The organism is Acidovorax sp. Root275 (assembly GCF_001428965.1).
Classification (GTDB): Bacteria; Pseudomonadota; Gammaproteobacteria; order Burkholderiales; family Burkholderiaceae_C; genus Acidovorax; species Acidovorax radicis.
In genome coordinates this window covers 33,721-44,478 of sequence record NZ_LMJH01000006.1, presented here as the reverse complement: position 1 = coordinate 44,478, position 10,758 = coordinate 33,721, and the positions used below count along the sequence as shown (strand labels likewise).

Here is a 10,758-nt window from a genome sequence, read left to right as displayed (position 1 = left end):
TCGCTATCCGCGAAGGTGGCCGTACCGTGGGCGCTGGCGTCGTGGCCAAGATCCTCGCGTAATCTGTTCTGAATTGCACAAGGAATCGCCATGTCCAAGCAAAAAATCCGCATCCGCCTGAAGGCGTTTGACTACAAGCTGATCGACCAGTCCGCTGCCGAGATCGTTGACACCGCCAAGCGCACCGGTGCGATCGTCAAGGGCCCCGTGCCCCTGCCGACCCGCATGAAGCGCTTCGACATCCTGCGTTCGCCACACGTCAACAAGACGTCGCGCGACCAGCTCGAAATCCGCACGCACCAGCGTCTGATGGACATCGTGGACCCAACGGACAAAACCGTTGACGCCCTGATGAAGCTCGACCTGCCCGCAGGTGTGGACGTCGAAATCAAGCTGCAGTAATGGCTGTTGAGAAGCCGGTCTGACCGGCCTCTCTGCGTCAGAAATAACGCGAACTTGCTTGAAAAAGCAGTTCGCGTTATACTTTAGGGCTTCGCTCAATTTGCGCCTGTGAAAAGGCATGAATTGAGCGAAGTTTTATTAACCTTCTTTCATGCACGCGAGTGCAAACGCTGCAGCCAATTGAAGTTGTAGCGGTGGAAGTTTTGGAGAAACAAATGAGTCTGAGCAACTCCCTCGGGTTGCTGGGTCGCAAAGTGGGCATGATGCGTCTGTTCACCGATGATGGGGACGCAGTGCCTGTCACGGTGGTGGATGTGTCCAACAACCGCGTTACCCAGATCAAAACCCAAGAGAACGATGGCTACGTGGCCCTGCAGGTCACGTTCGGTTCGCGCAAAGCATCGCGCGTGACCAAGCCAGAAGCCGGCCACCTTGCCAAGGCAGGTGTGGAAGCCGGTGAAATCATCCAGGAATTCCGCGTGACTGCCGATACCGCTGCCCAGTACCAAGCTGGCGCATCGGTGGCTGTGACGTCCGTGTTCTCCGTGGGTCAAAAGGTCGACGTGCAAGGCACCTCGATCGGTAAAGGCTACGCCGGCACCATCAAGCGTCACAACATGAAGTCGCAGCGCGCGTCGCACGGTAACAGCCGTTCGCACAACGTGCCCGGCTCCATCGGTATGGCGCAAGATCCAGGTCGCGTGTTCCCCGGCAAGCGCATGACGGGCCATCTTGGTGACGTCACCAAGACCACGCAGAACCTCGATGTGATCCGCATCGACGAAGCACGTCAACTGATCTTGATCAAGGGTGCAATCCCGGGCTCCAAGGGTGGGTTCGTGACCGTGCGTCCCGCAGTCAAGGCCAAACCTTCCAAAGGAGCGAACTAATGCAGCTCGAACTCCTGAATGACCAAGGCCAAGGCGCATCCAAGCTGGATGTTCCAGAAACCGTGTTCGGTCGTGAATACAACGAAGATCTGGTTCACCAGATCGTGGTGGCCTATCAGGCCAACGCACGCCAAGGCACTCGCGCCCAGAAGGATCGCGAGCAAGTCCGTCACTCGACCAAGAAGCCTTTCAAGCAAAAGGGTACGGGTAACGCACGTGCAGGTATGACCTCGTCGCCACTGTGGCGCGGGGGCGGTCGGATTTTCCCGAACATGCCTGACGAAAACTTCACGCAAAAGATCAACAAGAAGATGTACCGCGCCGGCATGTCTGCGATCCTGTCGCAGCTCGCCCGTGAAGGTCGTCTGGCTGTGGTCGATTCGCTGAAGCTTGACTCGCCCAAGACCAAGGTCCTGGCCGACAAGTTCAAGGCGATGAATCTGCAATCGGTGATGGTGATCGCCGAGGAAGTGGACGAAAACCTGTACCTGGCTTCGCGCAATCTGGTGAACGTGCTCGTCGTCGAGCCACGCTACGCCGATCCCGTGTCGCTGGTCCGTTTCAAGAAAGTGCTCGTCACCAAGGGTGCAATCGACAAACTCAAGGAGATGTTCGCATGAGCACACTCAAGTTTGACGAAGGTCGTCTGATGCAAGTGCTGGTCGCTCCCATCGTGTCCGAAAAGGCCACCATGGTTGCTGAAAAGTCCAATGCTGTGACGTTCAAGGTGCTGCAGAACGCAACCAAGCCAGAAATCAAGGCCGCTGTGGAATTGATGTTCAAGGTCGAGGTCAAGGGCGTCTCTGTGGTGAACACCAAAGGCAAGACCAAGCGTTTTGGCAAGACCATCGGCCGCCGCGACAACGTTCGCAAGGCTTATGTCACGCTGCAGCCTGGTCAAGAGCTGAACCTCTCTGGGGAGGCCGCGTAATCATGGCTGTCATCAAGATGAAACCCACTTCGCCCGGCCAACGTGCCGTGGTGAAGGTCACGCGTGACCACCTGTACAAGGGTGAAGCGTACGCCCCCCTGCTGGAGCCACAATTCCAGAAAGCTGGCCGTAACAACAACGGTCACATCACCACCCGCCACAAGGGCGGTGGCCACAAGCACCACTACCGCGTAGTGGACTTCAAGCGCAACAAGGACGGCATTCCGGCCAAGGTTGAGCGCATTGAGTACGATCCAAACCGTACGGCCCACATCGCTCTGGTGTGCTATGCCGACGGCGAGCGTCGTTACATCATCGCTCCCCGCAACCTGGAAGTGGGCGCAACCCTGCTGTCCGGTTCGGAAGCCCCGATCCGCGCTGGCAACACGCTGCCTATCCGCAACATCCCCGTGGGTTCGACCATCCACTGCATCGAGCTCAAGCCCGGTGCCGGTGCACAGATCGCTCGCTCGGCCGGTGCTTCGGCAACGCTGCTGGCCCGTGAAGGCGTCTATGCCCAGGTGCGTATGCGCTCGGGTGAAGTGCGCAAGATTCACATCGAATGCCGCGCCACCATTGGTGAAGTGGCCAACGAAGAACATAGCCTGCGCCAATTGGGCAAGGCCGGTGTGAAGCGCTGGATGGGTATTCGCCCAACGGTTCGCGGCGTTGCCATGAACCCAGTGGATCACCCTCACGGTGGTGGCGAAGGCCGCACCGGCGAAGGCCGCCATGCAGTCGATCCTTGGGGCAATCTGACCAAGGGTTATCGCACCCGTAACAACAAACGCACACAGATCATGATCGTGTCGCGTCGCAAGAAGTAAGGGGTAACAGATGACTCGCTCTCTTAAAAAGGGTCCATTTGTTGACCATCACTTGCTGGCCAAGGTCGAAAAGGCCGTTGCCACCAAGGACAAGAAACCAGTCAAGACCTGGTCGCGTCGCTCCATGGTTCTGCCCGAGTTCATCGGTCTGACCATTGCCGTGCACAACGGCAAGCAGCACGTACCTGTCTATGTCACCGACCAGATGGTGGGCCACAAGCTGGGCGAATTCGCCCTGACGCGCACCTTCAAGGGTCACCCCGCTGACAAAAAAGCGAAGAAGTAAGGAACGACCATGTCTGAAACACGTGCAGTCCTCCGGGGCGTCCGTCTGTCGGTCGACAAGGGCCGTCTGGTCGCTGACCTGATCCGCGGCAAGAAGGTGGACCAGGCTCTGAACATCCTGAACTTCACGCAGAAAAAAGCTGCGGGAATCGTCAAGAAGGTTCTGGAGTCGGCCATCGCCAACGCCGAACACAACGATGGCGCTGACATCGACGAACTGAAGGTCAAGACCATCTACGTCGAACAAGGCACCACGCTCAAGCGCTTCACCGCGCGCGCCAAAGGCCGCGGCAACCGCATCAGCAAGCCCACGTGCCATGTGTACGTGACGGTTGGCAACTAAAGGCTCGGGAAGACTATGGGACAAAAAATCCATCCTACCGGCTTCCGCCTTGCGGTCAGCCGCAACTGGTCCAGCCGTTGGTACGCCAGCAACCGCGATTTCGCGGGCATGCTGGCCGAAGACATCAAGGTGCGTGAGTACCTGAAGGCCAAGTTGAAGAACGCGGCTGTGTCGCGCATCCTGATCGAGCGTCCTGCCAAGAACGCCCGCATCACCATTTACTCGGCACGTCCTGGTGTGGTGATCGGCAAGAAGGGTGAAGACATCGAGAACCTCAAGAAGGAACTCGCTGCTCGCCTGGGCGTGCCTGTTGCAGTGAACATCGAAGAAGTGCGCAAGCCTGAAATCGATGCCAAGCTGATTGCCGACAGCATCACGCAGCAGCTCGAAAAGCGGATCATGTTCCGCCGCGCGATGAAGCGTGCCATGCAGAACGCCATGCGTCTGGGTGCCCAAGGCATCAAGATCATGTCGTCCGGTCGTCTGAACGGTATCGAAATCGCTCGCTGCGAGTGGTACCGTGAAGGCCGCGTGCCACTTCACACGCTGCGCGCCGACATCGACTACGGCACCTCTGAAGCCAAGACCACCTATGGTGTGATCGGCGTCAAGGTCTGGGTCTACAAGGGCGATACGCTGGGTCGTAACGACCTGCCTGCCGTGGAAACCCCACGTCCAGACGAAGAACGCCGCCCACGCGGTCCTCGCCGTGATGGCCGCCCAGGTGGCGACCGTCCAGGCGCAGGCCGTGGTCCACGTCGTCCTGTCGGTGGCAACACCGCACCGGCCGACGGCAGCGACAAGCCAGTGGAAGCTGGTGGCGCTGATAACACCGCCGTTAAGCGCGTACGCAAAGTCGCCGCGCCCGCTACAGCAGCGGACGGAAAAGGAGAATAAGTATGCTGCAACCTGCTCGCCGCAAGTATCGCAAGGAGCAAAAGGGCCGTAATACCGGTGTCGCAACGCGGGGTGCCTCCGTTGCGTTCGGTGATTTCGGTCTGAAGTGCACCGATCGTGGCCGTCTGACGGCCCGCCAGATCGAAGCTGCACGCCGTGCGATTTCCCGTCACGTCAAGCGTGGCGGCCGTATCTGGATCCGCGTGTTCCCGGACAAGCCAATCTCTACCAAGCCCGCAGAAGTGCGTATGGGTAACGGTAAGGGCAACCCCGAGTACTACGTGGCCGAAATCCAGCCCGGCAAGATCGTTTTCGAGATCGTCGGTGTGCCCGAAGAACTGGCCCGTGAAGCGTTCCGCCTGGCTGCTGCCAAGCTGCCGCTGCGCACCACGTTCGTCAGCCGCCTGATCGGCGCGTAATTCAGGAGAACAAGCAATGAAGACTACTGAACTGCGCCAAAAAGACGTCGCCGGCATCGAAACCGAAATCAAGGCGCTGCAAAAGGCCCATTTCGGCCTGCGCATGCAAAAGGCTACGCAGCAATTGGGTAACACCAACACGCTGCGCACCACCCGCCGCGATATCGCCCGTGCCAAGACCATTCTTGCTGAAAAGCAAGCCGCCAAGTAAGGAGCCCACATGACGGAACCTAAAAAATCCCTCAAGCGCACCTTGGTTGGCAAGGTGGTCAGCGACAAGCGTCAAAAGACTGTGACCGTGCTGGTCGAGCGCCGTGTGAAGCACGAGCTCTACGGCAAGATCGTCGGTAAGTCGAGCAAGTACCACGCCCATGATGAAAAGGGTGAGTACAAGCTGGGCGACACGATCGAAATCACCGAGAGCCGTCCGCTCTCCAAGACCAAGAACTGGGTTGCTACCCGCTTGGTGCAAAAGGCCGGCCTGCTGTAAATCAGCACCATGCTGCCCCGGGGCCAAAACCCCGGGCGGCAAAGCCCTTCAAAACGACCCACAATGTGGGTCGTTTTGCTTTGTGGGCCACACTTTTATGGCCCTGGGCAGTTCGCTCTTCCATCCCCATTCATCCCCATTTAAGGAGATAAGCAATGATCAAAGTCGGTGACACCCTGCCAGCCAGCACACTCATGGAATATTCGGAAGTCGAGGGCGAAGGCTGCAGCATTGGCCCGAACCCCGTGCCTGTGGACAAGGCCACGGCCGGCAAGACGATTGCCCTGTTCGCGTTGCCCGGCGCCTTCACCCCAACCTGCTCGGCCAAGCATGTGCCTGGCTATGTGGAAAAGGCCGCTGAGTTCAAGGCCGCTGGTGTGGATGAGATCTGGTGCGTGAGTGTGAACGACGCCTTCGTGATGGGCGCCTGGGCACGGGACCAGAAGACCGATGGCAAGGTCCGCATGCTGGGTGACGGCGATGCCACCTTCGCCAAGGCCACCGGTCTGACGCTGGACCTCAATGGCAAAGGCCTGGGCCTGCGCAGCAACCGTTATTCGATGCTGGTGCGCGATGGCAAGGTGGTCACGCTCAACGTGGAAGCACCGGGCAAGTTTGAAGTGAGCGACGCCGACACGCTGCTCCAGCAAGCCCAAAAGGCTTGAGTTCAGTGCTACAGGCTGCGGCGAGTGGGTCCCCGCGATTTCGGGGCGCTCTGGCTTCGGCCGGCCGCCGGGGTCGCCATTGCCGTGGCGGGCGTTTGCGAAGCCGCCCGGCAACGCGATCCCCGGGAAGGTTTTGAACGGGTTCTAAGCCTCGTTTGAAAATCGGATGGCGTGGAGCAGCCGCTGCAGCTTTGCGCTGCGCGTCGGCGCCAGCCATTGGCTGGCCCATTGGATCTCACCTGCCAGCCGGGCCCGCTCGCTGATGTTCACCGGGGGCTGTTGGGCCAGCCGGTGCAGGCGGGCCTTGAGGGTGTCGAACTGGGTGCGGCTGTAGTTGGTGCGCTGGTTGACCACCAGGCCCGTCACATACTGCCGCTGGTGCGCGGGCATCACGTGGGTCTTGTCCGCGCGCAGGGTGAATCCTTCGTCTTGCGCAATGGCGGTCACCCAAGCACGAAAGTCCACCCACTGGCGGTGCAGCAGCGCCTTGGGACCCGAGAACACCAGGTCATCGGCATAGCGCGTGTAGCGCGCGCCAAAGTGCTCTGCCAGTGCGTGCAGCCGCAGGTCCAGTCCGAATGCGCACAGATTCGCCAAGGCTGGTGATGTGGGTGCGCCCTGCGGCAAATGGGATTGCTTCAGGCGGGCACCGATGGTGTGGCGCTGCGCGATGGCCTCAGGAGGGATGGAGGTAGCTTCCAGCAACCGGTCACGGACGGCCTGGGGAGTGCGCGTGGTGGTCAACCGCGTCAGCAACTCGGCGGCAGGGCGGCCGTGGCCCAGTGCCCGCCATAGCGCGCGCACGCGCGTGGCAGTGATGCTCGTGAAGAAATCGGCCAGATCAAACCGGATCACCACTGCCTGGTGGGTGTGAACTTGTGCATGGCTACCCACGCTGCGGCCGCGCACAAAGCCATGGGCAGCCTCGTGCACAGGAACACCGGCCAGCAGGCTGTCCAGAATGCGGCGCTGCGTGCTGGCCAGGCGCGGGCGGGGCGCCTCCAGCAGGCGCAGCCCGCCGCTGGGCTTGGGCAGCAAGCGATAGCGATAGTGTGAAAGGGGCAGGGCATGGGCCCCGTTCTGGCGTTCGCGCCAATGCGCATGCTCGGGCGCGAGCCACAGCAGGTCGTCCAGCGAAATGGCCAGGGCCTCGGTCACGTCGGTGGCGGTCGCGAGCACCGGGGCGGTGCTGTCGCGGCCCTTCCATGCGGGCTGCGGGCCTGCCGCGGCAGGGCGCAGCAGCCAGTGCAACGTTTCACCGGCACGCACGTTGGCGGCCCAGGTGCGGAAAGCCCGGGCGAGTTGGGAGTCAGGCCATTGGTGCACAGGCAGGGCGGGCTCGGCGTCTTCATCACCTTCGTCCGCCAGGTCGTCCCAGGCATCCTGCTCTTCTGCGTCCTGGCCGCGGTTCGCCGTAAGCGCCTGCAGGGCGGAGCCGTTGCGCACACCCGCTTTGCGCCACCAGATACCCCAGCACAGCCAGGTGGCCACGTCCTCGGGCTCCAGTCGGGCCCATTCGGGGTCGGACCTGTTAGATAGGCGGCGCAGCTGCTCGAACAAAGGCGCGGGCAGTGGATCGGGGCTGTCCGCCGGGGTGGTGCTGCCACCCAGGCAGGCACCCGCGCGCGCGGACAGCGCCTGGAGGGTGTGGCGTTCCGGCTCCCGGGCATCGGCCAGCACGGCCATCGCCAGCGCCTTGGCCAGCGCGCGTGTGCGGGCTGAAATCTTCTTCACGAAGCAGCGAAGTGTAGGAGGTTGGCCCGGTGCCAACCGGCGGGTTGGGCGCGAACATCGCGCCACGGGTGGCGTGACGTTCGTGCGCCGCGATGGACGCTTTGGAAGACAACACCGTGGGGCTGCCCCACGGCTCGAACCTGATGAACAGGCTCGAAATGCTTGGCACCGGGCCACCGCAATTCTATGGTTGCTACAAAAATAATAGCTATTGACGCAATACCGTTAAGCGCCAGGCCCAAAAAACTCAAGAAATATCGACCTTGAGGTAGTGCGCGCCCGCAATGGGGTTGTGGTAGTAGGGCGGGATCTCTTCAAAGCCCAGGTCGGTGTACAGCGCGCGCGCCGACTCCATGTCGTCAAGCGTGTCGAGCAGCACACAGGCGTAACCCGCCTGGCGGGCACGGTCGAGCATGGCCTCCGCCAGCTCGCGGCCCAGGCCGAAGCCGCGAAACGCCTTGCGTACGTACAGGCGCTTCATCTCGCTCGCATTGGGGTAGTCGGCGGCATCCAGCGGGCGTAGGGCGCAGCAGCCTGCGATGGCCCCTTCGACCTGTGCCAGCAGCAGCGCGCCGCGCGGCGGGCCGTAGTCGCCGGGCAGGCCCGCGAGTTCATTTTCAAAGTCCTGAAAGCACAGGTCCACGCCGAGGGTGTCGGCGTATTCCCGGAAGATATCGCGGACCGCATCCATCTCGGCAGGCGAGGTGGGGGTCAGCAGGGTGACGGAAGGCTTGTCCAAAGCGCAGCAGTGAAAAACGGCGGAAAGCGCAGTGTAGCCAGTCCGGCTAGAACCCCGCAGCGGCCGTCCCCAGCGACGATACCCACCAGGCCAGCGCGGCACTCAGGGCCAGCACCACCAGGGCCACGGCACGGCTGGCCAGATCGTCGCGGGATGGCGCGGCCGGCGCGGGCAGCACCTTGTCGCCCTGCAGCATGGGCCTGACGAGCCGCTGGCGGCGCACCAGCACATAGAAAACGATGGCGAGCAGGTGCAAGGCGACCAGCCCCAGCACCAGGTACTGGCCAATTTCCTTGTGATAGCCCGTGGCCTGGCCGACCACCGCGTTCGAGACGAAACGCGTGAGCGGGCCCGCGAACGCGATCTCGTCATCACTGAGCAGCCCGGTGCCCACCTGGGCCATCAGCACGGCCAGCAGAGCGAAGACCGACAGGGCGCCCAGCGGGCTGTGGCCAATGCTGTCCTCGGCGTGGGCCGAGCCCCGCAGATACCGCAATACCCGAACGGGCGAATACAGAAAGCTCGCGAAGCGCGACCAACGCCCGCCAATCAGGCCCCAGACAATGCGGAACACCAGCAGCGCCAACACACCGTACCCCAGCCGGAAATGCCATTCCATGGCGTTGCCACCCACCTTGGCGGTAACGACCAGGGCCACGATGCTGGCGGCCAGGGCCCAATGGAAGATACGGGTGGGAAGGTCCCAGATGCGGGTGGTGTGCTGCTGCGTCATGGTGGTGGGGGCCGGGGGTATGGGAAGGGCAGATGGCCGCATTGTGAAGGAGGCTGGGTAAACCCGAAAGGGTGCCGCCGCTGCGAAATTGGCGGTAAACCGGCATACTCCCTGCGGGTCAAAAGGTTTTTGTCCACCCCACGAAAAAAGGAAACTCCCCATGAAAGCACTTGCCGCGTTTGTCCTTGCCGCCGCCACGCTGACCTTGTCCGCACCGGCCTCCGCCCAGTTCGCCAAGGCGGAAGACGCCATCAAATACCGCCAGAGCGCGTTGTTCGTGATGGGCCAGCATTTCGGGCGACTCGGGGCCATGGCCAATGGGCGCATCCCCTTTGACGCCAAGGCGGCACAAGAAAACGCAGACGTGGTGGCCCAGATGGCCAAGTTGCCTTGGGCGGGCTTCGGCGCCGGCACCGACAAGGGCGCGCCCACCAAGGCACTGCCTGAAATCTGGACCGAACAGGCCAAGTTCAAGGAACATTCCGACAAGCTCGAAGCCGAATCGGTCAAGCTGGCCGCCGCCGCCAAGACGGGCAGCCTGGACAACCTCAAGACGGCCTTTGGCGCCGCCGCAGGCACCTGCAAAGCCTGCCACGACAACTACCGCGCGAAATAGGGTACATCCCCCTGAGCGGCTGCGCCGCTTCTCCCTTCTCTCTGCGCTACGCGCTGCGGGAAGGGGGACGACGCCAGCGCACGCACGCGCAAGCGCCGCCCACGCGGCTTGGCGGCCCATGCACGGCGTCCGCTGGTCTGGGCAGCGCCAGTTGCAGATGCCATTTTCAATATTGATAGCTGCTGGCGCTTGTCGCATAAGCGGAAAAGGCCGATTTCATGAGAAATCGGCCTTTTGTCTTTGGAAGGACTGAGGGGGACGCGGCTCAGGTCTCGGCCAGCAGCTTCTCGATGAGCTGGTGCAGCTCGGGGAAGTTGGGTGCGCCCACATAGGTCTTCACGATCTCGCCGCGCTTGTTCACGATGAAGGTCGAGGGTGTGAGCCGCACATCGCCCCAGGCCTGGGCCACCTTGCCGGTGTTGTCGATGGCCACCTGGAAGGGCAGCTTGCGGGTTTCGGCAAAGTTCACCACGTAGCTGGGTGGGTCGTAGCTCATGGCGACGGCCAGGGTGTCGAAGCCTTTGCCGTGGTACTTGTTGTAAGTGGCCACGATCTCGGGCATTTCGGCCACGCAGGTGGTGCAGCTGGTGGCCCAGAAATTCACCAGCGTGACCTTGCCGTGCAGATCGGCCGTGGATTTGCTGGAGCCGTCCAGCAGCACAAAGGTGGATTCCGGTGCCGCAGAGCGGCCCGTATCCAGGTACACATAGGCGCCCACGGCCGCAAACGCTGCCACTGCCACACCTGCCGCCCAATGTTTGATCGCCATGACTTCCTATCCATCCAG

Annotated in this window: 17 protein-coding genes; 13 read left to right on the top strand and 4 right to left on the bottom strand. The window is 61.8% G+C overall.

What is annotated here, in order from left to right; translation table 11 throughout:
• Positions 1–90 precede the first annotated feature (90 nt).
• The 12 genes from rpsJ to ASE52_RS09335 all read left to right on the top strand — a co-directional run bounded on the left by rpsJ (position 91) and on the right by ASE52_RS09335 (position 6,149).
• Positions 91–402, top strand: coding sequence for a 30S ribosomal protein S10 (gene rpsJ, locus ASE52_RS09390; protein WP_005796953.1), 312 nt, complete (start codon positions 91–93; stop codon positions 400–402).
• Between the two features lie 215 nt (positions 403–617).
• Positions 618–1,292, top strand: a complete 675-nt coding sequence (rplC, locus tag ASE52_RS09385) for a 50S ribosomal protein L3 (RefSeq protein WP_010467169.1) — start codon at positions 618–620, stop codon at positions 1,290–1,292.
• The gene (gene rplD / locus ASE52_RS09380) at positions 1,292–1,912 is read left to right on the top strand and encodes a 50S ribosomal protein L4 (RefSeq protein ID WP_010467171.1); all 621 of its coding nucleotides are present in this window, start codon (positions 1,292–1,294) and stop codon (positions 1,910–1,912) included. The genes rplC and rplD overlap by 1 nt, the downstream gene beginning before the upstream one ends.
• Positions 1,909–2,223, top strand: a complete 315-nt coding sequence (gene rplW / locus ASE52_RS09375) for a 50S ribosomal protein L23 (protein ID WP_010467173.1) — start codon at positions 1,909–1,911, stop codon at positions 2,221–2,223. Before rplD ends, rplW begins: the two co-directional genes overlap by 4 nt.
• Positions 2,224–2,225: 2 nt before the next feature.
• On the top strand, positions 2,226–3,050 hold the full coding sequence (rplB, locus tag ASE52_RS09370; RefSeq protein ID WP_010467175.1) for a 50S ribosomal protein L2: 825 nt from the start codon (positions 2,226–2,228) through the stop codon (positions 3,048–3,050).
• 10 nt (positions 3,051–3,060) lie between these two features.
• Positions 3,061–3,336 carry a 30S ribosomal protein S19 gene (rpsS, locus tag ASE52_RS09365; RefSeq protein ID WP_010467177.1) on the top strand — a complete coding sequence of 92 codons (276 nt, stop codon included), beginning with the start codon at positions 3,061–3,063 and terminating at the stop codon, positions 3,334–3,336.
• Positions 3,337–3,345: 9 nt separating this feature from the next.
• The gene (rplV, locus tag ASE52_RS09360; RefSeq protein ID WP_007847806.1) at positions 3,346–3,678 is read left to right on the top strand and encodes a 50S ribosomal protein L22; all 333 of its coding nucleotides are present in this window, start codon (positions 3,346–3,348) and stop codon (positions 3,676–3,678) included.
• 15 nt (positions 3,679–3,693) lie between these two features.
• Positions 3,694–4,575 carry a 30S ribosomal protein S3 gene (rpsC, locus tag ASE52_RS09355; RefSeq protein WP_010467178.1) on the top strand — a complete coding sequence of 294 codons (882 nt, stop codon included), beginning with the start codon at positions 3,694–3,696 and terminating at the stop codon, positions 4,573–4,575.
• Between the two features lie 2 nt (positions 4,576–4,577).
• Complete coding sequence (gene rplP, locus ASE52_RS09350) at positions 4,578–4,994, top strand: 50S ribosomal protein L16 (RefSeq protein WP_010467180.1); 417 nt, start codon at positions 4,578–4,580, stop codon at positions 4,992–4,994.
• 16 nt (positions 4,995–5,010) lie between these two features.
• Positions 5,011–5,205: a 50S ribosomal protein L29 gene (gene rpmC / locus ASE52_RS09345; protein WP_010467182.1), complete on the top strand. Its 195-nt coding sequence runs from the start codon at positions 5,011–5,013 to the stop codon at positions 5,203–5,205.
• Positions 5,206–5,214: 9 nt separating this feature from the next.
• Positions 5,215–5,484 carry a 30S ribosomal protein S17 gene (rpsQ, locus tag ASE52_RS09340; RefSeq protein ID WP_010467186.1) on the top strand — a complete coding sequence of 90 codons (270 nt, stop codon included), beginning with the start codon at positions 5,215–5,217 and terminating at the stop codon, positions 5,482–5,484.
• A 155-nt stretch (positions 5,485–5,639) separates the two neighbouring features.
• Positions 5,640–6,149 carry a peroxiredoxin gene (locus tag ASE52_RS09335; protein WP_010467187.1) on the top strand — a complete coding sequence of 170 codons (510 nt, stop codon included), beginning with the start codon at positions 5,640–5,642 and terminating at the stop codon, positions 6,147–6,149.
• A gap of 144 nt (positions 6,150–6,293) precedes the next feature.
• Here ASE52_RS09335 and ASE52_RS09330 read toward each other — a convergent pair whose 3' ends face one another.
• The 3 genes from ASE52_RS09330 to ASE52_RS09320 form a co-directional block, all read right to left on the bottom strand.
• Positions 6,294–7,883: a reverse transcriptase family protein gene (locus tag ASE52_RS09330; protein ID WP_057225641.1), complete on the bottom strand. Its 1,590-nt coding sequence runs from the start codon at positions 7,881–7,883 to the stop codon at positions 6,294–6,296.
• Between the two features lie 247 nt (positions 7,884–8,130).
• A complete protein-coding gene (locus ASE52_RS09325) occupies positions 8,131–8,622 on the bottom strand; it encodes a GNAT family N-acetyltransferase (protein WP_057225640.1) in 492 nt (163 codons plus the stop codon).
• 46 nt (positions 8,623–8,668) lie between these two features.
• Positions 8,669–9,355 (bottom strand): cytochrome b/b6 domain-containing protein, encoded by a 687-nt coding sequence (locus ASE52_RS09320; RefSeq protein ID WP_057225638.1) that lies wholly within the window; start codon positions 9,353–9,355, stop codon positions 8,669–8,671.
• A gap of 160 nt (positions 9,356–9,515) precedes the next feature.
• Between ASE52_RS09320 and ASE52_RS09315 the strand changes: the two genes are divergently transcribed.
• Complete coding sequence (locus ASE52_RS09315) at positions 9,516–9,971, top strand: cytochrome c (RefSeq protein WP_010467195.1); 456 nt, start codon at positions 9,516–9,518, stop codon at positions 9,969–9,971.
• Between the two features lie 265 nt (positions 9,972–10,236).
• On the opposite strand, the gene ASE52_RS09310 is transcribed toward ASE52_RS09315, so the two are convergent.
• Positions 10,237–10,740 (bottom strand): TlpA disulfide reductase family protein, encoded by a 504-nt coding sequence (locus ASE52_RS09310; protein WP_010467197.1) that lies wholly within the window; start codon positions 10,738–10,740, stop codon positions 10,237–10,239.
• Positions 10,741–10,758: the final 18 nt, after the last annotated feature.